The 20108-nt window shown below is 70.8% G+C and carries 20 protein-coding genes and 1 tRNA gene; 13 read left to right on the plus strand and 8 right to left on the minus strand.

All coding sequences use genetic code 11. The features are described from left to right. Positions 1-39: 39 nt before the first annotated feature. The 11 genes from ACFC1K_RS02830 to ACFC1K_RS02880 all read left to right on the plus strand — a co-directional run bounded on the left by ACFC1K_RS02830 (position 40) and on the right by ACFC1K_RS02880 (position 11065). Positions 40-972, plus strand: a complete 933-nt coding sequence (locus ACFC1K_RS02830) for a carbohydrate ABC transporter permease (RefSeq protein WP_052676912.1) — start codon at positions 40-42, stop codon at positions 970-972. Then, a complete protein-coding gene (locus tag ACFC1K_RS02835; RefSeq protein WP_375870345.1) occupies positions 972-1937 on the plus strand; it encodes a carbohydrate ABC transporter permease in 966 nt (321 codons plus the stop codon). The genes ACFC1K_RS02830 and ACFC1K_RS02835 overlap by 1 nt, the downstream gene beginning before the upstream one ends. Before the next feature lie 4 nt (positions 1938-1941). After that, positions 1942-2631: a ferredoxin-NADPH reductase gene (locus ACFC1K_RS02840; RefSeq protein WP_375870346.1), complete on the plus strand. Its 690-nt coding sequence runs from the start codon at positions 1942-1944 to the stop codon at positions 2629-2631. A 46-nt stretch (positions 2632-2677) separates the two neighbouring features. Further along, on the plus strand, positions 2678-3862 hold the full coding sequence (locus ACFC1K_RS02845) for a glycoside hydrolase family 88 protein (RefSeq protein WP_375870347.1): 1185 nt from the start codon (positions 2678-2680) through the stop codon (positions 3860-3862). Then, positions 3859-4728, plus strand: coding sequence for a fumarylacetoacetate hydrolase family protein (locus ACFC1K_RS02850; RefSeq protein ID WP_375870348.1), 870 nt, complete (start codon positions 3859-3861; stop codon positions 4726-4728). The genes ACFC1K_RS02845 and ACFC1K_RS02850 overlap by 4 nt, the downstream gene beginning before the upstream one ends. Continuing rightward, positions 4725-5489, plus strand: coding sequence for a 2-dehydro-3-deoxy-D-gluconate 5-dehydrogenase KduD (kduD, locus tag ACFC1K_RS02855; protein WP_056365831.1), 765 nt, complete (start codon positions 4725-4727; stop codon positions 5487-5489). The genes ACFC1K_RS02850 and kduD overlap by 4 nt, the downstream gene beginning before the upstream one ends. Before the next feature lie 37 nt (positions 5490-5526). Further along, the gene (gene kduI / locus ACFC1K_RS02860) at positions 5527-6372 is read left to right on the plus strand and encodes a 5-dehydro-4-deoxy-D-glucuronate isomerase (protein ID WP_375870349.1); all 846 of its coding nucleotides are present in this window, start codon (positions 5527-5529) and stop codon (positions 6370-6372) included. Positions 6373-6475: 103 nt separating this feature from the next. Beyond that, positions 6476-7381, plus strand: coding sequence for a sugar kinase (locus ACFC1K_RS02865; protein ID WP_375870350.1), 906 nt, complete (start codon positions 6476-6478; stop codon positions 7379-7381). Positions 7382-7579: 198 nt separating this feature from the next. Further along, complete coding sequence (locus ACFC1K_RS02870; RefSeq protein ID WP_375870351.1) at positions 7580-8212, plus strand: bifunctional 4-hydroxy-2-oxoglutarate aldolase/2-dehydro-3-deoxy-phosphogluconate aldolase; 633 nt, start codon at positions 7580-7582, stop codon at positions 8210-8212. Next, positions 8209-9957 (plus strand): beta-galactosidase family protein, encoded by a 1749-nt coding sequence (locus ACFC1K_RS02875; RefSeq protein ID WP_375870352.1) that lies wholly within the window; start codon positions 8209-8211, stop codon positions 9955-9957. The genes ACFC1K_RS02870 and ACFC1K_RS02875 overlap by 4 nt, the downstream gene beginning before the upstream one ends. Positions 9958-10171: 214 nt before the next feature. Further along, the gene (locus ACFC1K_RS02880; RefSeq protein ID WP_375870353.1) at positions 10172-11065 is read left to right on the plus strand and encodes a carbohydrate kinase family protein; all 894 of its coding nucleotides are present in this window, start codon (positions 10172-10174) and stop codon (positions 11063-11065) included. On the opposite strand, the gene ACFC1K_RS02885 is transcribed toward ACFC1K_RS02880, so the two are convergent. The 3 genes from ACFC1K_RS02885 to ACFC1K_RS02895 form a co-directional block, all read right to left on the minus strand. Next, positions 11046-11471, minus strand: coding sequence for a pyridoxamine 5'-phosphate oxidase family protein (locus ACFC1K_RS02885; RefSeq protein WP_310286650.1), 426 nt, complete (start codon positions 11469-11471; stop codon positions 11046-11048). The two genes, ACFC1K_RS02880 and ACFC1K_RS02885, sit on opposite strands and share 20 nt — an antisense overlap. A 75-nt stretch (positions 11472-11546) precedes the next feature. Further along, on the minus strand, positions 11547-12089 hold the full coding sequence (locus ACFC1K_RS02890; RefSeq protein WP_375870354.1) for a GrpB family protein: 543 nt from the start codon (positions 12087-12089) through the stop codon (positions 11547-11549). A gap of 263 nt (positions 12090-12352) precedes the next feature. Further along, the gene (locus ACFC1K_RS02895) at positions 12353-13858 is read right to left on the minus strand and encodes a DUF222 domain-containing protein (protein WP_375870355.1); all 1506 of its coding nucleotides are present in this window, start codon (positions 13856-13858) and stop codon (positions 12353-12355) included. A 125-nt stretch (positions 13859-13983) separates the two neighbouring features. Here ACFC1K_RS02895 and ACFC1K_RS02900 point away from each other — a divergent pair, with 125 nt between their 5' ends. Next, on the plus strand, positions 13984-14733 hold the full coding sequence (locus tag ACFC1K_RS02900) for a class I SAM-dependent methyltransferase (RefSeq protein ID WP_375870356.1): 750 nt from the start codon (positions 13984-13986) through the stop codon (positions 14731-14733). A 22-nt stretch (positions 14734-14755) separates the two neighbouring features. Here the strand turns inward: ACFC1K_RS02900 and ACFC1K_RS02905 are convergent, their stop codons facing one another. Together ACFC1K_RS02905 and ACFC1K_RS02910 are read right to left on the minus strand one after the other, a co-directional pair. After that, positions 14756-16729 (minus strand): acyltransferase, encoded by a 1974-nt coding sequence (locus ACFC1K_RS02905; protein WP_375870357.1) that lies wholly within the window; start codon positions 16727-16729, stop codon positions 14756-14758. Next, positions 16729-16802: transfer RNA gene (locus ACFC1K_RS02910), tRNA-Gly, on the minus strand. The genes ACFC1K_RS02905 and ACFC1K_RS02910 overlap by 1 nt, the downstream gene beginning before the upstream one ends. Before the next feature lie 79 nt (positions 16803-16881). Here ACFC1K_RS02910 and dcd point away from each other — a divergent pair. Next, positions 16882-17487 carry a dCTP deaminase gene (gene dcd, locus ACFC1K_RS02915; protein WP_045299427.1) on the plus strand — a complete coding sequence of 202 codons (606 nt, stop codon included), beginning with the start codon at positions 16882-16884 and terminating at the stop codon, positions 17485-17487. 5 nt (positions 17488-17492) lie between these two features. Here the strand turns inward: dcd and ACFC1K_RS02920 are convergent, their stop codons facing one another. Genes ACFC1K_RS02920 through ACFC1K_RS02930 form a run of 3 tightly spaced genes read right to left on the minus strand, consistent with a single transcriptional unit; the run spans position 17493 to position 20034 of the window. Beyond that, entirely contained in the window at positions 17493-18467 is a 975-nt protein-coding gene (locus ACFC1K_RS02920; protein WP_375870358.1) for a hypothetical protein, read from the minus strand. Between the two features lie 32 nt (positions 18468-18499). Continuing rightward, on the minus strand, positions 18500-19252 hold the full coding sequence (locus ACFC1K_RS02925) for a cache domain-containing protein (protein WP_375870359.1): 753 nt from the start codon (positions 19250-19252) through the stop codon (positions 18500-18502). Continuing rightward, complete coding sequence (locus ACFC1K_RS02930) at positions 19249-20034, minus strand: FadR/GntR family transcriptional regulator (protein ID WP_375870360.1); 786 nt, start codon at positions 20032-20034, stop codon at positions 19249-19251. Before ACFC1K_RS02930 ends, ACFC1K_RS02925 begins: the two co-directional genes overlap by 4 nt. Positions 20035-20108 lie beyond the last annotated feature (74 nt).

Consider the following 20108-nt stretch of genomic DNA (forward strand, 5'->3'; position numbering starts at 1 on the left):
CACCGCCCCCCGACTTCACCACCCCACTGGAGGTCCGCCATGGCGACCATCACCGCCACAGAGGCCGGCACCGCGCCGCCGCCCGTGCGCCGCCGGCGCTCGAAGCTGCGGCTGCGCAACACCCTCATCGGGTGGAGCTTCATCCTTCCGAACTTCATCGGCTTCGGGCTGCTCACGCTCATCCCGATCGTCGTGCTGTTCTACATGTCGTTCACCAACTGGAACGTCTTCGGCAAGGCCGACTGGGTCGGCCTCGCCAACTTCACGCGGCTCATCGGCGACGGCAGCTTCCGCATCTCGGTCCTCAACACCCTGTACTACTCGGTGCTGCACATCCCGCTGACGATCGTCGTCTCGCTCGGTCTCGCGCTGCTGCTCAACAACAAGCTCCGCGGCGTCGCCTTCTTCCGCACCGCCGCGTTCTTCCCGTACATCACCTCGATCGTCGCGATCGCGGTCGTGTGGAACCTGCTCTTCAGCCCCGAGTACGGCCCGATCAACGAGTTCCTCCGCTTCATCGGCATCCAGAACCCGCCCGGATGGCTCACCTCCCCCGAGTGGGCGATGCCCGCCGTCGTCATCGTCGGCACGTGGCGTGACATGGGCTACTACATGATCCTCTTCCTCGCGGGCCTCCAGACCGTCCCGCGCGAGCTGCACGAGGCCGCTCGCGTCGACGGCGCGAACGTGTGGCAGCGGTTCGTCAACGTGACCCTGCCGTGCCTGCGTCCCACCATGTTCTTCGTCACCGTGATGCTGACGATCAACTCGTTCAAGATCTTCGACCTGATCCTCGTCATGACCGACGGCGGCCCGGGTCAGTCCACCCTCGTGATGTCGCAGTTCATCTACCGCAAGGGCTTCGAAGAGAGCCAGTTCGGCTACGCGTCGGCCGCTGCCGTGGCGCTGTTCTTCATGTGCATCATCGTCACGATCGTGCAGTTCCTCTGGAACAAGAAGCGGAGCAGCTGATGGCCGAGCAGATCGAGAAGGACGCCGAGCTCCTCGTCTCCGACTTCACCGCCCCCGCGGGCGCACGTCGCGGACTGCGCAAGCTCGCCGAAGAGACCCCGGAGCCGCAGCCCCGGGTCGCCTACACCGAGAAGATGACCCCCGGCCGTCGCATCGCCCGCATCGCGATGTACGTCGGACTCGTCATCTTCGCCATCGGACTCCTCACGCCGTTCGTGTGGATGGTGCTGAGCTCGTTCAAGTCCGCCAACGAGGTGTTCTCGGTGCCGGTGAAGTGGCTCCCCGAGACGTGGGTGTGGCAGAACTACATCGACATCTGGACCGAGTCGAACATGCTCGTCTGGATCCGCAACACGCTGTTCCTGGCCGTCGTCGTCACGTTCCTGCAGGTGCTGACCGGCTCCTTCGCGGCGTACGGCTTCGCCCGGATGCGTTTCCGCGGACGCGACGTGCTGTTCCTGCTCTACGTCGGCACGATCGCCGTCCCGTGGCAGTCGTACATGATCCCGCAGTTCATCCTGCTCTCGAACTTCAAGGTGTCGAACACGCTGTGGTCGATCATCCTGCTGCAGGCGTTCGGCGCGTTCGGCGTGTTCCTGATGAAGCAGTTCTACGAGACGATCCCCGAGGAGCTGTCTGAGGCCGCACGCCTGGACGGCCTCAGCGAATACGCGATCTGGCGCAAGATCATGCTGCCGCTGTCGATCCCGGCGCTCGCCTCGCTGACGCTGCTCACGTTCGTCAACACCTGGAACGACTACCTCGGGCCGCTCATCTACCTGCGCAACCCCGACCTCTGGACGATCCAGCTCGGCCTCAAGGGCTTCGTCTCGAACCTCTTCGACACGAACTACGCACTGCTGTTCGCGGGCCTGACGATCTCGGTCGTCCCGATCGCGATCATCTTCCTGCTCGGCCAGAAGTACTTCGTCGAGGGCATCGCGACGAGCGGTCTGAAGGGCTGAGGCCATGAAGAAGCTCAACGGGTTGGTGTCGCACGAGACGTGGGCGTCCCTCATCGGGATGATCTACCTCGGGCTCATCGTGAACCTGCTGCTGGTGGTGTCGTCGCTGCCGCTCGTGGTGCTGCTGGTCACGACCGACCCGCTGTACTCGTGGCCGCTGCTCGCGATCGCCGCGCCGCTCGCGGCCCCCGGTCTCGCTGCCGCGTTCCGCGCGTTCCGCGAGCACGGGGAGGGCGGGCTGGGCCCGATCCGCGCGTTCGTCGCGGGGCTGCGCGCCACGTGGCGTCGTGCGCTCCTGATCGGCGTCGCGGTCGCGGCGGTCGTCGTGGTGCTGCTCGTGGACGTGCGGATGCTGTCGAACACGGCCGCCGCCGTGTTCACCGTCCCGCTCCTCGGGGTGCTGGCGCTGCTCGCGATCGCGGTCGGGCTCGTCGCCCTGGTCGCGATCGCCGAGGTGCCGACCGCACGCCTGCGCGACGTGCTGCGCGCGAGCCTCTACCTGAGCCTGCGCCGCTGGTACCTCACGGCCGCGTCGCTGGCCGCACTGGCGGCCCAGGTCGCCGTGTTCGCCACCGCGCCCGCCCTCGGGCTCGGCCTCACGGCCTCCGCCGCCCTCTTCTTCGCGTGGACCAACTCGCGCTTCACGCTCCGCCCCGTTCTCGATCTCGACGAGAAGGCCGCCGCGCAGGCCTGAGCCCGCGGCATCCGTTCTCTGCATATACCTCAGAAGGAATCTCTCCATGACGTCCACCTCGCCCGCCGCGGGCACCACCGAGACCACGACCGACGCGGCCATCGCCGCCGCGCTGTCGACGATCCGGCGCAACATCGCGAAGTTCGGGGGCTCGTACCCCGACGACACGACGGTGGACGACCGCTACGAGCTGCGTCCCGCCGAGGGCGGCATCCCGCTCGGCGGCAACCGCGGCTGGACCACGAGCTTCCGCACCGGTCTGCTGTGGCTCGCGTGGGAGCTCACCGGCGACGAGGACTACCGGGACGCCGCGCGGATCGACGCGGCCGACTTCGAGCGTCGCGTGCGCGACGAGGAGGACCTCGACACCCACGACCTCGGTTTCCTCTACACGCTCTCGACGGTCGCCGCCTGGCGCCTGGTCGGCGACCCGAAGGCGCGTGACGCGTCGCTGCTCGCCGCCGACCACCTGATGCGCCGGTTCCTCGAGCCCGCGGGCATCATCCAGGCATGGGGCGACCTGTCCGACCCCGCCCAGCGCGGACGCACCATCATCGACAGCCTCATGAATATGCCGCTGCTGACATGGGCCCACGAGCAGACCGGCGAGGAGCGCTTCGCGGACGCCGTCGTGCGCCACACCGCGCAGCTCCGCGAGCACATCCTCCGCCCCGACGACTCGACGTTCCACACGTTCTACTGGGACGCCGAGACCGGCGAGGCCCTCCGCGGCGGCACCGAGCAGGGCGCGGCCGACGAGTCGTGCTGGGCGCGTGGGCAGGCGTGGGGCATCTACGGCTTCGCGATGAACTACGCGGTGACCGGCGACGAGCGCCTGCTCGAGGCATCCCGTCGCTGCACGGAGTACTTCCTGCGCCACCTGCCGGCCGACGATGTGCCGTTCTGGGACCTCGTCTACACCGACGGCAGCGACGCGCCGCGCGACAGCTCCGCCGCCGCGATCGCGGTGTGCGGCCTGCTCGAGCTCGCGAAGGTCGAGACGGATGCTGAGCGCGCCGCCGAGTGGACCGCCCGGGCGCACTCGATCCTGGCGTCGCTCATCGCGAACTACACCCCGGTGAACGCCGAGGACTCCGACGCGCTGATCCTGCACTCGGTCTACGACCTGCCGAAGGACAACGGCGTCGACGAGGGGACGCTCTGGGGCGACTACTTCTACCTCGAGGCTCTGATGCGCGTCGCGCGTCCGGAGTGGAGGAAGTACTGGTGAGGCTCGTCACCTACGCGGGTTCAGGGGACGCCCGGCCGGCCGCGGTCGTCGCGGGCGATCGCGTGCTCGACCTCGGCGGGATCGCCGGTTCGGTGACGGAGCTGCTGTCGTCTGACGCGGCACTGGACGCGGCGCGGGAAGCGGTGGCGTCGGCCGATGCGGACTCTCTTCCGTCGTTCGACGCCTCGGCGCTGCGCGCGCCGGTCGCGCCGGGCAAGATCCTCTGCCTCGGGTACAACTACCGAGGACACGTACCGGACGGCGTCGACCCGACCGCGAACGACCCCGAGTTTCCGGACGTGTTCGTCAAGACGTCGAATACGCTCGCCGGCCCGAACGACGCCGTCGTGATCCCGCCGGGCGCGACCGACGTCGACTACGAGGGCGAGGTCGCGGTGGTCATCGGCCGTCGCGCCCAGCGCGTGTCGCTCGAGGACGCCCTGGACCACGTCGGCGGGTACACGATCCTCAACGACGTGTCGGACCGCGCATGGCAGCGCCGGCAGAGCCAGTGGGCACTGGGAAAGTGCTCCGACGGGTTCGCGCCGCTCGGGCCGTGGGTCGTCACGCCCGATGACGCGCCGGACCCTCAGGACCTCCTCGTGGAGGTCGTGCGCGACGGGGTCGTCACGGTGTCGCAATCGACCTCGACCACGATCTTCAGCGTGGCGTACGTCATCCATCACCTCAGCCAGGTGCTGACCCTCGAGCCGGGCGACATCGTCTCGACCGGCACGCCGCAGAAGCTGCCCGCCGCCCAGGACGCGCACCGCCCGCTCGCCGACGGCGACGCGGTCACCGTGCGCATCTCCGGCCTCGGCGAGCTCACCACCCGATTCATCGCAAGCCAGGAGTCCGCCGCATGATCCTCGATTCGTTCCGCCTCGACGGCAAGGTCGCGCTCGTCACCGGTTCGAGCCGTGGTCTCGGCCAGGGCGCTGCCGTTGCCCTCGCCGAGGCCGGTGCCGACGTGGCGCTCCTCGACCGCGGCGACGCGTCAGCCACCGCCGAGCTCATCGAGGCGACCGGCCGCCGGGTCCACCGCGTGCAGCGCGACCTCGTGTCGGCCACGCCCGACGAGCTGTCCGCCGCGGTCGACGAGGTCATCGCCGAGCTCGGCGGCCTCGACATCCTCGTGAACAACGCCGGCACCATCCGTCGCGCGCCGGCCGCCGAGTACCCGCTCGGGGACTGGGACGACGTGCTCGCGATCAACCTCGACGCGGTGTTCCACCTGTCGCAGGCCGCGGGCCGCCACATGCTCGCGAACGGCGGGGGACGCATCATCAACGTCGCGTCGATGCTGTCGTTCCAGGGCGGCATTCTCGTTCCGGCATACACCGCCTCCAAGCACGCCGTCGCAGGCCTCACCAAGGCTCTCGCGAACGAGTGGGCGGCTGCGGGCGTCACCGTCAACGCCGTCGCCCCCGGCTACATGGCGACCGACAACACCGCACCGCTGCGTGCCGACGAGGACCGCGCCGCGTCGATCCTGTCGCGCATCCCCGCAGGACGCTGGGGCGAGGCATCCGATCTGCAAGGCGTCTTCGTCTTCCTCGCCTCCGACGCCGCCGCTTACGTGACCGGCGCCGTCATCCCCGTCGACGGCGGCTGGCTCGTCCGCTGACCCTTACGCACCCCCACGCAGAACCAGGAGAGAACTCGTGACCGAGACGCACATCCCGCAGCGCTACGCGACCAACCCCGCCCAGATCCCGGGCATGACGACGCAGGACCTGCGCGACACGTACCTCATCCCCGACGTCTTCGTGCCGGGTGAGATCCGCCTCACGTACACGCACCACGACCGGATCGTGCTCGGCGGCGCCGTGCCCGCGGGCTCGGTGCTCGAGCTCGGCGGATACCCCGAGATCCGCAGCGACTACTTCCTCGAGCACCGCGAGGTCGGCATCATCAACGTCGGCGGCACCGGCACGGTCACCGCCGACGGCGAGGTCTACACGCTGGTCAAGGGCGCGTGCCTGTACCTCGGCCGCGGCATCAAGGACGTCTCGTTCGCCGACGCTTCCGGTGAGACGGGGGCGCAGTTCTACCTCTTCTCGGCTCCCGCGCACACCGCGTACCCGTCGGCGCTCGTGTCGCCCGGCGAGGGCACCGTGCGTGAGCTCGGCGACCAGCTGACCTCCAACCGCCGCACGCTCAACCAGTACATCCACGAGAACGGCGTGAAGAGCTGCCAGATCGTCATGGGCGTCACCGAGCTGCACCCGGGATCGATGTGGAACACGATGCCGGCGCACACCCACGACCGCCGCACCGAGTGCTACCTGTACTTCGACCTCCCCGAGGACGCCCGTGTCATCCACCTCATGGGCGAGCGCGAAGAGACGCGTCACCTCGTGATCGCCGACCGCCAGGCCGTCATCTCGCCCTCGTGGTCGCTGCACTCCGGCGTCGGCACCTCCTCGTACACGTTCATCTGGGCGATGGCCGGCGAGAACCAGGCGTTCGACGACATGGACGCCGCCCCCGTCACCGACCTGCGATGACCGGACGGTCGATCCGCTCCACGTGGTCTGCCGCTCACCTGTCGCGAAGTGCCGACGAAACCGGCACATCGTGACAGGGGAGCAGGCTGACTACGCTGGCGGGGTGCCCCGGACTCTGCTCGCGATCGGCGAGACCATGGCGATGGTGACGCCCGTCGTCGCGACTCCCGTCGCCGACGCCGACGCGTTCCTGCTGGATGCCGGGGGAGCGGAGTCGAACGTCGCCGCGCACGTGGCCGCGCTGGGTCACCGCGCCGTCTGGTTCAGCCGGCTCGGCGAGGATACTCTCGGGCACCGCATCGCCCGCCAGCTGTCGGGGCGGGGCGTGGACGTCTCGCGCGTGGTGTTCGATGACGGGCACCCGACCGGGCTGTACGTGAAGGACCCCGGCAACGGGGTGCTCTACTACCGCCGGGGCTCCGCTGCGGCGCATCTGTCGGAGTCCGACGCGGCCGACGTGTCGTTCGACGGCGTCGACCTGCTGCACGTCTCGGGCATCACGGCCGCGATCTCGGCGTCCGCCGCCGCATTCCTTTCCCGTGTGATCGGTCGCGCCCGGGAACACGGCGTTCCGGTCTCGTTCGACGTCAACCACCGCGCGCCGCTGTGGGATGCCGCGACCGCCGCGCCGGCCCTGCTCGAGCTCGCCCGCAGCGCCGACATCGTGCTCGTGGGGCGCGACGAGGCTGAGGCGCTCTGGTCTACCCCGACCGCGGCGGACGTGCGTGCCCTCCTGCCGCATGTCGCCGAGCTCATCGTCAAGGACGGCGACATCGGCGCGACGGCCTTCGTCGGGGACGACGAGGTGTTCGAGCCGGCCCTCGTCGTCGAGGTCGTCGAACCGGTCGGCGCCGGCGACGCGTTCGCGGGCGGATACCTCGCGGGCCGGCTCTCGGGCGACCCGGTGAACGACCGACTGCGCGCGGGCCACGCCCGCGCTGCCCGCACCCTCCAGACCACCACCGACTCGATCGACGAGCCCGCCGCCGGCATCCCGACCCCGACATGACGGGTTCGGGGCGCGTCCCAAGCGTTCGGGGCGCACGCCCCGCGCCCCGAACGCACGCGGTGCGCCCCAACCCGCAACGATGACTGAACCCGACACCCGAAGGACCCGCGAATGACCTCCCAGCCCACCTCATCGAGCGCAACGGTCCCCACGCCCCCTCCGGTCGCCGCTGGCGCGTCGGCCGGAGCCTCCGGGCGCGTGGGCCCAGCTGCCGCCCAGGGCGCCTGGTTCGACACAGCGTTCGCCGGGGCGCCGCTCATGGCGATCCTCCGTGGCATGGGCGTCGAGCGCTCGGTGCGCCTCTCCGAGACCGCGTGGGACCTCGGAATCGACTCCGTCGAGGTGCCGCTGCAGACCGACGAGGACGAGCAGGCTCTGCGCGCCGTCGTGGAGGCGGCGAACGTCCGCGGCAAGAGCGTCGGCGCCGGCACGATCATCACGCCCGAGCAGGTTGCGCGTGCCGCCGACGCCGGCGCGGTGTATCTCGTCTCGCCGGGACTCGACCCGGTCGTCGTCCGGGCGGCGCAGGATGCCGGCATCCCGATCCTCCCGGGGGTCGCCACCCCCAGCGAGGTTCAGCTCGCCGTCTCGCTCGGGCTGACGTGGCTCAAGGCGTTCCCCGCGACGTGGCTCGGCAGCGGCTGGTTCAGGCACATCCGCGGACCGTTCCCGCAGGTGAAGTTCGTCGCCACCGGCGGGCTCGACGCCTCGAACGTCGAGGAGTTCCTCGACGCCGGCGTACGTGTCGCCGCCGTCGGCTCGGCCCTCGAAGACGCATCCCAGCTCGAGCGTCTCGCCGCGGTGCTGCGCGCGCGTCCGGCTGCGCGATGACCGCCGAAGCGCGCTCGTTCGCGATCGGCGAGACCGACTTCCTCCTCGACGGAGAGCCTTTCCGCGTGCTCGCCGGTGCTCTGCACTACTTCCGGGTGCACCCGGGACAGTGGGCCGATCGCATCCGCAAGGCGAAGCTCATGGGGCTCAACACCATCGAGACGTACGTCGCGTGGAACGCCCACGAGCCGGTGCGCGGCGAGTGGGACGCGACCGGCTGGAACGACCTCAGCCGGTTCCTCGACCTCGTCGCGGCGGAGGGCATGCACGCGATCGTGCGGCCCGGTCCCTACATCTGCGCCGAATGGCACAACGGGGGACTCCCCGTCTGGCTGACGGCGCTCGAGGGCGTCGGCCTTCGCCGTTCCGAGCCCCGCTACCTCGAAGAGGTAACCGCGTACCTCGAGCGCGTGTACGAGATCGTGGCTCCGCACCAGATCGACCGCGGCGGACCCGTCATCCTGGTGCAGATCGAGAACGAGTACGGCGCGTACGCCAGCGACACCGCCTACCTCGAGCACCTCGTGCGGGTGACGAAGGGCGCGGGCATCACCGTTCCGCTCACCACGATCGATCAGCCGACCGACCAGATGCTCAGCGACGGCAGCGTCGCGGGGGTGCACCTCACAGGCTCGTTCGGGTCTCGCGCGGCCGAACGCCTCGAGACCCTGCGCCGCCACCAGCCCACCGGGCCGCTCATGTGCGCAGAGTTCTGGGACGGCTGGTTCGACTGGTGGGGCAACACCCACCACACGACCCCGGCGGCGGCGTCGGCCGCCGAGCTCGACACGCTGCTCGCGTCGGGCGCGTCCGTGAACTTCTACATGTTCCACGGCGGCACCAACTTCGGGCTGACGAACGGCGCGAACGACAAGGGCCGCTACCTGCCGATCGTGACGTCGTACGACTACGACGCCCCGCTCGACGAGCGTGGTGATCCGACCGAGAAGTACTTCGCGTTCCGTGACGTCATCGCGAAGTACGCGCCGGTGCCCGACGAGGTGCCCGCGGTCAGCGGGCCCGCGCCGGCATTCGCGGTCGCACTGGAGCCGGTCGCGACCGAGGCGGCAGCATCCGGTTCCCGTCATGAACTGCCGCCGACGTTCGAGCAGCTCGAACACCTGAGCGCGCTCGTCGCGTACGAGGCCGAGCTCGACGACCGCGGGGGAGTGCTGCGCTTCGGCGAGGTGCGCGACCACGCGTGGGTCTCGGTCGACGGTGTGGCGGTGGGCACGCTGTCGCGGACTCGTCACGAGGATGCGCTCGTCGTTCCCGCCGGTCGCCGAGTGCGGGTGCTCGTGGAGGAGCAGGGCCGCGTCAACTACGACGTGCGCCTCGGTGAACCGAAGGGTCTCTTCGGTCCGGTGACGCTGGCGGGTGAGCCCCTCACCGGGTGGACCGCGACGCCCATCGACGTCGCCGCCCTGGGTGCTTCGGCACGGGATGCTGCGACCGCCGCCTCCGCGGAGGCCGACGTCGCCCCGTTCGTGCTGCGGGGTTCGTTCTCGGTCGACGAGCCGACCGACCTCTTCCTCGACACGAAGGGCTGGGGCAAGGGCTTCGCGCTCGTGAACGGCTTCCTTCTCGGCCGCTACTGGTCGAGCGGCCCGCAGCGCACCCTCTACGTGCCGGCTGCCGCATTGACCGCGGGGGAGAACGTCGTCGTGGTGGTCGAGCTGGATCGTGTGACCGAGGCTGAGGCGCGCTTCGTCGCCGAGCCAGACCTCGGCCCGCTCGAGGAGTAGCCGGACGCGACGGATCCCGCCCGCGTGCGGGTCGGAGCAGTCGTTGATGGCGCTCTAGGGTGCCGGAGCGACGTCTTCGTCGAAGCCAACCAGGGGTACCCGCGCCGGACCTGACTGCGCCGTGCGGTCGCCTCCCTGGCTTCGACCTGCGGCGCCCGCCGGCACGGGAAGTCGATTCGTCGTCTCGCTGAGAGGCGGCTGGTTGACTAGGCGGATGCCTCTCGCGTCTGACGCCCGGGTCGCCGTGTGCGGACCCGCCTCGTGGAACCACCTCATCCTCCTCGACCGCCTGCCCGAACCGGCGCCGCACATGCAGTTCGCGCTCGGCGACCTGCACACGCTCGGCGGGACGTCGGCCGGCAAGGCGCTGCACCTCGCCGACCGCGGCGTCGACGTCACGCTCCACGCGCTGCTGGGCGCCGACGACGACGGCCGGCGCGTATCTGCCGCGCTCGATGCGGCAGGCGTCCGGGTCTCGGCCTCTCCTTCGGAGCGCACCGAGCGGCACGCGAACCTGATGACCGCGGCGGGGGAGCGCGTGAGCCTCTACCTCGCGACGCCGTCGGCAGCATCCGACGAGGAGATCGGCCGTATCGAGGCCGACCTCGCCGACGCGGACATCGCGGTGGTCGATCTCAGCGGGGTAGGCGCGACGATCGTGGAACGCCGCCTCGCCGGCGCTGCGAGCGCTCCGATCTGGACCGACCTCCACGACTACGACGGGGCTGCGCAGTTCCACGAGCCGTTCCTCCGGGCCGCCGACGTCGTCTTCATGAACGACGATGCGACCGACGATCCGTGGGCGCTGATGCGGAGCTGCCTCGACCGTGGACCGCGGCTTGCCGTCTGCACGCTCGGCGCGCGCGGCGCCATCGCCCTCGCCGCCTCCGGGGAGCGCGCGGCCGTCGATGCCGCGCCGGTCGATGTCGTCGACACGAACGGTGCGGGCGACGCGTTCTTCGCCGGGTTCCTCGCCGCGTCGCTCTCGGGTGCGGACCTGGATGGATGCCTCGCCGCCGGCGCTCGTCAGGCGGTCGTGGCGCTCTCGTCCGAGCACCTGCACCCGGCGGTCGTCGGTGCCGAAAAGGTCACCAGCGGGCTTCGGTGACGTGGGCGGGATTCGCCGCCGCGTCGTAGACCCGAACCCACGCCGGTCGCACGACGACGACGGCGAATTCCGGGTCCAGCGCCCGGGATCCGGGGAACTGCGCGTTGTAGGCGCCGCCGTACTCTTCGCGGAGCGTGCCGTGGACGATCGTCCCGAAGCCGTCGATCTGCGCGGACACCGCGCCGTCCGTCCCGACGACGACGGCGATGCGATGGTCGTGGCGGAGGTTCTCAGCCTTTCGTGACCCGACGAGCGTGTCGAACACGAGGGTGCCGTCGTCGAGTGCGGCGATTCCGACGAGCGCCGCCTCGGGCGCCCCCGACGGCGATACGGTCGCGATGACGCCCTGCGCTTCGGCACGCACGAAGGCCACGAATGCCGGAACGTCACTGGGATCGAACGCCATCCGCTCACAGTACGGCAGGGAGTGCTCGCGGGGCATCGACGCGCAGAACAGCGGATGCTGCGCCGCGACCTCCGCTCAGAAGCTCGTGTTGAGGGCGAGGATCGCGCGCTTCTCCGCGTCGGTGAGATCTGACAGGGCGAGCACCTCCTGCAGCACCGGTGATTTGAGCGCCAGGTAGGTCTCGATGTCCATGCCTGGATCGCGTGCGAGCTCGGTCTTGACCGCACCGTACCGATCGCGGAGATCGTCTCGATCCCTGAGGATGGCCCGCACCGCGAGGTGGTTGCGCAGGTGCAGCGTCCCCTCGACGCACACATAGACGTTCCTGCGCGGATTGTCGTCGGGTGCCGCCATCGACTCCCGATCGGTGACGCCCAGGTCGCCGCGGTGCGTGTATCCCGCCGCGATGAGCGCGGCGATCGCGCCTTCGACGTGGGCTCGCTCGACGACGACATCGATGTCGATGACAGGTTTCGCCGCCAGCCCTGGCACCGCCGTCGACCCCACGTGCTCGATGGCGAGCACCGGGACGCCCTCCAGCGCCCGCCGAAGCTCGGTTGCCGCGCGCTCGAACTGCTCCGGCCACTCGTCCGAATAGGGAACGACCATGACCGCCATGCTCCCCAGCCTCCCACTGCGCCCCGGGGCTGCGCCAATTCCACGCACCCGCTCGCCGCGCCCGCTCGCCGCGCCCGCTCGCCGCGCCCGCTCGCCGCGCCCGCTCGCCGCGCCCGCTCGCCGCGCCCGCTCGCCGCGCCCGCTCGCCGCGCCCGCTCACCGCACCCGCTCGCCGCGCCCGCCCGCGGCGCCCGCCCGCTGCGCCCGCTCGCCGCGCCCGCACACCCCTCGCCACACGCCCGCTCGCGACGCCCATCCGCTCGTCATGCCGCCTCGAATCGTCGGGGCGACTTCGACCTCAGCTCGACGGGCTCGCCGATCTCACCCGTGAGCGGGTCGGGCGGCGGGTGGAGCCAGTACGTGTCGGCATCGGTGATCGGATCTCGTGTGCGCGTGATGCGCCATCGCTGGTTGTGAAGCCGCAGGTGGCAGTTGCGGCAGAGGGCGATCCCGTCGTCGACGTCGGTGCGGCCGTGATCCTCCCACCAGTGATCGATGTGGTGGTACTCGCATTGCGAGATCGGGGCGCCGCAGGACGGCCACATACAGCCGCCGTCGCGGGCGGCGATCGCGATGCGCTGCTTTCTCGTGAACAGGCGGAGCTCGCGCCCGACGTCGAGTGGGCGACCGTCGGGCCCCCACATCACGGGGATGACCCCGGAGTCGCACAGACGTGCCTCGATGACCCCGCCGGGCAGCGCTTGTCCACCGTCTTCGATGTGGCCGACCCCGGTCACCTGCATCTCACTGCGCTCATCACGGCCGGCAACGGCAGACGCTTCGACCACGATGCGCACACCCGGCTGCCGGTCGCCGAAGGCCTGCTGAGGATCGGCGTTCGCGCCCGTGCGCATCACTGCCATGATCGTGTCGTACTGCAGCTGCTCGTTCGACCGCTCGTCGGCTTCCGCCGCGCGCGTCTTCTCCCCGGCGTCCGTGCCGACGAATCGCGGTCCTCGCCGCGGACGCAGCGCGGCCTGCAGGAGCGCGTCCACCCACGCGCCCGCCTCATCATCGAAGAGGATGTGCGCGTGGCGCTGGCCGTCCTGGTCGGTCCAGCTGCGGAACGACCGCGCGGCGAAGCGCTCTTCGAACCGCAGCGTCACCCCGACCGGATCGAGTCGGTCTCGGGCGATGCGCGCCTGGTTGCGGAGATCTTCCACGGAGAGTCCGTTCGCTTCGTCGAGCAGCACGTGCACGGCGCGAGCCCAGGCCTGCGGGAGGAAGTCCGGCGCCAGCTCGGGGTAGCGCTCGACAGGCGGCTCGCCGAGCCCCGCACGAATCGCCTGGAACTGCGCCTGCGTCAGGCGTCCGGACCCGAGTGCGCCCCGAAGCATGCCGAGCCACTCGTCGACCGCCGGCGTCGGCGGCGCGTCCGCGCCGTCCGCCCCGCCCACCGGCACCACCCCGGCCACCGGCACCGCCACCGTCGGAGCGAGCTCCCTGCCCGCATCGACAGCTCTTGTCACGTCTCCACGCCCGAGGCCGGTGATGTGCTGCACGAGCGCCGTGCCGGTGCGCAGGCCTTTCCGCTGAGCCAGCCCGCCGTACCCGAGCTCTCGGGACGAGCGCCGCGACACCTCTGCCGAGGCGCCCGCGACGATCAGCTCGAGCGCCTTCCGCGCCTCGGTCGTGTCGGTGAGCAGTCCCAGGAGTTCGTCGTCGGCAAGCTCTGTCACCTCGGCTACGCCGTCGCCGAGTCGCGAGGCCACGCGGGCAGCAGCATCCGTCAACCGCGTCGCGGGAGAGGGAGAGGCCGGAAAGCTCATAGAACAAAGATACGAAGAACCTCCGACATTGATCGCCCTGCCCGGCGACGGCCTGACGACATTCGCGATCGGCGCACGCGCCGTGCACGTCGCCCACGGTGGAGAGCGGGTCTACGCTCGCTCGCATGCCGGGTGCAACGCACTTCGAGGAAGGCGCCGAAGAATACGACTCGGCGCGCCCGCCGTATCCGCAGGCGTTGTGGGATCGGCTGCGCATGCTCGGTCTGCTGGAGTCCGGGCGGACGGCCCTCGACCTGGGTGCGGGGAGCGGGCAGGCGACGGGCCCGTTGCTCGCGGCCGGAATGAGGGTCATCGCAATCGAGCCGGGGCGGCGCCTCGCGACCCTGCTCGAGGCAGCCCATCCTGCGGCACGAGTGATCGCCTCCCGGGCCGAGGGCGTCGAGCTCCCCGCCGGCCGCTTCGATCTCGCCGTGGCCGCGACGTCCGTCCATTGGCTCGATCTCGACATCATGCTTCCGAAGATATCTACGACGCTTGCGCCGAACGGGCGCTTCGCGGTCTGGCGCAATGTGTTCGGAGACGCGGACGCTCCGCAGACGCCGTTCCGCTCACGCGTCGCCGGGGTCGTCGCCGCGCGCCACGCGCCCGAGCGGCCGGGGCCGCCCGCTGAGGACCTCGCCGCAATGACCGAGGCGCTCACGGCATCGGGCCTTTTCGCCGTGGAGGACGTCTCGACCTACCGATGGACCGTCGACCTCGAAGCCGCGGCGATCGGGCGCCTCTTCCGCACCTTCAGTGACTGGTCGCCGGCGGAGGTGGAGCAGGCGGTCGCGGCGGTGAAGCACCTCGGAGGCTCGGTCATCGAGCACTACTCGTCGTGGCTGCTGGTGCTCGCCCCGACTCGGCGGCGCTGATCGAGTCGCGAACGGATGCCGGCTATCGCAGCGTGGCGGCCGGCTCCGGTCGGTGCACACCGCGCGGGCGATAACCGAGCGCGTCGGCGACGCCGGCGAGGTCCGCGAGGTACCAGAGGATCGCGAGCCACATCTCCGTCCCCTGGAGACCCGGCTCGGTGTCGGTGAGTCCGCGCGTCGCCGGGCTCGGCTCGCGGAACGAGAACCCGGCGCCGGGCACCCACGTCGCCAGCGCGTCGGAGAGCAGGCGCGCGGCCAGCTCTCGCACCTCGTCGTCGCGGTAGCCGCTTCCGCGGGCTAGCCACAGCGGGTGCGCGACGTCGAGCACGTTGCACGCGTTGCGCGCGCCGGGTGCGAACCAGCGCGGATCGCGCGCATGGCGCAGCACGGTGTCGATCACGCGATCCGGGTGGGGGAGCGGCACGCCGAACTGCGCGAACGTGCCGCGCGACGCCCGGTAGAACCCATTCACGACGGGGAGAAGCCCGCGGTCGGACGTGGCCGAGCCCCACATGCCGGTCTGCGGGTCGGTGTTGAGCAGCAGCCAGCCGAACAACGCCTCCTCCACACCGGCCGGAATCGGATGCCCCGCCCGCTTCGTCCACAGAATCGCGGTGCCGAAGCCGTCGATGTGGTGTCCGGCGCCCCACGCGTCGGTGGCCCACGGCAGACTCTCGCAGAACTCGACGACCAGTTCGGGGGTCGCCGCGGTCACCCATGTGAGAGGAGCCGGAAATTCCGACCCCAGCAGATCCAGCGCGTAGCCCGTGCTCAGCACGTGGTACGCGACATCCTCGTGGGAGAACCCGAGGCCCTCCCGCTGACGTCCGTCCGCATCGAGAGGAGCGACCGCGCCGGTCGCGGCGTCCTGCCATCGCTGTAGACGACGAATCTGCGCTTCCACCGACGTCTGCGGTGGCGCGGCGCCGAGCAGCAGGTCTGCGATCTCGATCGCGTCCGCCTGGGCGCGTACGGTCGGGGCGGCGCCGGGGCGGTCCGTGAAGAGTCCGAGGTCGTCGTTCCACGCGCGCTGCAGGACGACGGATGCCTCGTCCCTCGCGCGCGCCGCCAGCTCGGCGACGCGTTCGGCCAGGCCTGCGGTGTCGTCGGTCGCGGGCGAGGTGGCGGCGGCGGTCACGACGTTGTCAGACGTCGCAGTCCGGGCGTCGGGTGCGATGGCGATGGCGTTGGCCGGCATGTGAGCGGGGTCGGCGTCGGACGCCCCGGACAGCGGCATGGGCGCGGGCCGGAGCTCGGGCACGGACAGGAGCTCGGGTGAGACCCCACCCTCCGACGCGGCCGTGGCCAGCGCGGCGAGCACTGCCGACGGTGTCTCCACGGGCTCCCGTGGTTCGGGGGAGTCGGGGCGCTCCTCGGTGCCTCGGGCGGCAGCATCCGCCGCAGCATCGGGGTGGATGCCGGTGTCGTCGGGCTCGACGCGCCAGCGGATGAACCGCGCGGGGTTCCCTCCGACGACGGCGCCCGCCGGAACGTCCTTGGTCACGACCGCGCTGGCGGCGAGCACGGAGTGCGACCCGACGCTGACGCCGTCGAGGATCACGACGTGCGAGCCGATCCACACGTCGTCGCCGATCTCGATGCCTTTGGAGGTCAAGGGCTGGCGGAAGACGGGCGTGCCGGACTCCATCGAGTGGTTGAAGCCGAGGATCGAGGTGTGCGCGCCGATGCGGACGCCGTCGCCCATCGTGACGCGGCCGCGGATCACCGTGTACGGGTTGATGCTGCAGTCGGCGCCGGCCCGCAGGTCGCCGGTGAGATAGGCGCCCGCCGCGACGTACGTGCGGTCGCCGAGGCGCAGCGAGTCGTTGTCGATCGAGGCGAGCTCGGAGAGGAAGCACTGCTCGCCGAGCTCGTGGTCGGGACGGCCCGCGACGACGGTCTGCTGGAGGAGCAGCTGCGCTTCGCGTTCGGACGGCGTCGCCTCGCTCCAGAAATCCCAGGGCGAGTACTCGTGGGCGGCGATCGCGGGAGACATGGAGGGGCTGACGGGAATCGAACCCGCGCTGTCTGCTTGGGAAGCAGAAGTTCTGCCATTGAACTACAGCCCCGGACGCCGGCACCCCGGCGCTCGCGCGCCTGTTACAGCGCCCGGCCAGCATAACAGCACGGTCCGGATAGGCTGGCTCCGTGCTGCTGAGTGACCGCGACATCCGGCTCGAGATCGACGCGGGGCGCCTCGCGCTCGACCCCTGGGACCCCGCGATGGTGCAGCCGTCGAGCGTCGACGTGCGGCTCGACCGGTACTTCCGGCTGTTCGACAACCACAAGTACCCGTTCATCGATCCCGCCGAAGACCAGCCCGAGCTGACGCGCCTCATCGAGGTCGACCCCGAAGAGCCGTTCATCCTCCACCCGGGCGAGTTCGCGCTCGGCTCGACGTTCGAGCAGATCACGCTTCCCGACGACATCGCGGCCCGCCTCGAGGGCAAGTCGTCGCTCGGCCGTCTGGGGCTGTTGACCCACTCGACCGCGGGCTTCATCGACCCCGGCTTCTCGGGCCACGTCACGCTCGAGCTCTCCAACGTCGCGACGCTGCCCATCAAGCTCTGGCCCGGCATGAAGATCGGCCAGGTCTGCTACTTCCGCCTCACCTCGCCCGCCGAGAGCCCCTACGGCTCGGGGCCGTATGGCAACAGGTATCAGGGGCAGCGCGGGCCCACGGCATCCCGTTCCTTCCAGAACTTCCACCGCAGCGACGTCGGCGCGACGGATGCCGGGAGCCGCGGCGCCTGAAACACTCAGGGCGCGGGCTCGACGATGCCCGGCTCGCGCGCGTACACGTGCACCTGCTCGCCGTCGAGCACGAACTGCAGCGCCGTGCCCTCGGCGAAGCGATCGCGCAGCTCTGACGGCGCCTGCCGTCCGACCACCAGCGCCGCCTGTGCCGGGAACGGGCCCGCACCGCACGCGCCGCCGAGGTAGGAGGGGTTGTCACCCACCCCGCTGAAAACGATCAGACAGGGGACAGCCCCCTGGGTCCCGTCACCCGTGACCTGCGGCTGCGACAGCACCGAGAGGCCGTAGAACGACTCGAAGGCGAGGGAGTCCTCGGTCGGGCCGCCCCAGACCTCCTCCGGCCAGTCGGCGTCGGGGTCCACTCCGAGCACGCCTACCCGGCCCGCCTCCATGCTCTGCACGAGCACCGTCAGTCCGACGCCGACGAGCATCGCGACGACGACCGAGGCTGCCCACACGACAGGTGTGCGCCGCCACCACGGGCGAGCGGGCGCGTTCTCGACAGCGTCGGGGTCGACGTCATCGCCGGCATCGCTGCCCGAGCCGGCGGCTGGGCCCACGCGCCCGGAGGCTCCGGCCGACGCGCCAGCGGCGACCGGAGGGGGCGTGGGGACCGGTCCGCCCGAGCGGTCATCCGCGCTCAGAGCCTCCGCGAGAGAGCCGTGCTCGTCGCGAACGGCTGTGATCGGGTCCGCTGCGGCCGCGGCATCCGTCTCCTCCGATGGGGGCACGGCGACGGCCTGCAGTGCCGCGGCCTCGTCATCGTCGTCGAAGGCGGACCCGCGAGGGGATCCGCCATTGGTCGAGACACGCGCGCTCGCCGCGACGTTCGCCGCGCTCGCGGCTGCGGCCTGCTCTTCGAGCTCGCTCAGGCGGGCGAGTGCGGCGGGGTCATCGAGGATGTCGGCGTCCGGTCCGTACGCGCGCTTGCGCAGCGCGGCGAGCTCGTCGCGCGAGGAGTCGGTCGGCGTTGACATCGAGGCCATCCTTCCCCATCGCGCCCGGCGCGCTAGCTTCCGACGACGAGGGCGAGCGACGTGTCGCCGCAGGCGAGCACTGAGGTGCCGCCCGGCAGTCGGACGGGGGCCGGCGACAGCGCTCGCACGGCGGCGGTGAGGTCGTCACCGCGGAGCATCGATCCCGGCTCGCGGCGCGCGTCGGTCGAGGTCACGACCCGGCCCGAGGCGTTGACGAGGGTCGCGGGTAGCTCGCCCGCGCGCAGCACCGGAAGGAGCACGCGTTCCAGCCGGTCGACCAGGGCGTCCGCTCCGACGACGCCGATCATCGCACCGTCACGCACCACGGGTGTGGTGATCGTGACGGTGTAGTCATCCGTGCACACGTAGTCGACGTAAGGGCCGGTGAGGTGCCGCGCGCCCGTCGTCTGCGGAACGCGCCACCACTCGAGTGCGGTGTAGTCGCGGAACTGCTCGTGGGTCGGGTCGTCGATCGTCGCCAGCCGCCGCACCCCGTGGGTCGAACCGGTGGTTCCGAGCCACCAGGCGAGGTGCCATTCGGCGTCGGTCAGCACACCCGGCGCCGCCACGAATCCCGCGCCGGTGAGCAGCGTGTCTCCTGAGACGGCCGGCACGGCGAACGCCTCGACGAGCGGATCGATCGTCTGCGCCGTCAGGGCGTGGGCCGAGGCGAGCTGCTGCTCGAGCAGATCGCGCCACCCGTCGATCATGGCGAAGATGCCGTCGATGGTCGCGGCGACACTGATCGCCACGTCGGCCGGAGACCTGGTCGCGATGGTGGTCATGGGACGTCCTTCGGGTCGGATGCTGCGTCCTCGGTGCGCGCGTCGATGCGCGCTCGCTCGTCGATGAGCCATTCGAAGGCGCTGTTGATATGTGTGATCGTCTCCGCGCGGGCCTTGTCGGGTGCGACGTCGCGGATGGCGTCGATGACCCGGGCACGGGCGATGGCGCTGCGGTCACGGTACTCCTGCTCCCGCAGGCACATCCAGAGGAGGGAACCTGCCTCTCCCTGCAGGCGCATCTCCTCGTGAACGAGGCGGGGCGACTGGCTGACCGCCGCGACCTCGAGCTGGAACCGGCTCACGGCTCGCCTCGCGCCGCCGGCCGTCGTCAGATCGGCGGCGTCGGAGATCCGCACGAGCGTCTCGATGTCGTCGTCGCTTGCGCGGTTGGCGGCGGTCTCGGCCGCCGTGCCGGCGATCGCCGAGGTGTGCAGCGCGAAGTCGCGCAGCTCGATGCGGCTGAGTTCGCGCAGGCGCCTCTCCAGCACACGGGTCGCGGCGTCGCGGTCGAAGGTGACGAAACTGCCGCCGTCGCGGCCGCGCCGCGTCTTGACGAGCCCTTTGTCGCGCAGCACCTCCAGCGCCTCGCGTGCGGTGACCAGGGCCACTCCCAGGCTGCGCGAGAGGTCCGCCTCGCTGGGCAGGCGCTCGCCGTCGTGGAGGACGCCGGTCACGATCGCATCGGTGAGCCGCTTCTCGACGAGCTCGGCCCTGCCGGTGCCGTCCAGCGGGGCGAAGACGACGGCGCGGGCGGCGTCGACTCTTCCCGTCGCGTGCGGCATGGGACCCCCGGGTGGATGGCGGAAGAGGGCGTCCTCCGCAACTGTGACCCGACCGTAACACGGCCGCCCCCCTT

This window comes from Microbacterium sp. NPDC056057 (genome assembly GCF_042266945.1).
In the GTDB taxonomy this organism is placed as follows: domain Bacteria; phylum Actinomycetota; class Actinomycetes; order Actinomycetales; family Microbacteriaceae; genus Microbacterium; species Microbacterium trichothecenolyticum_C.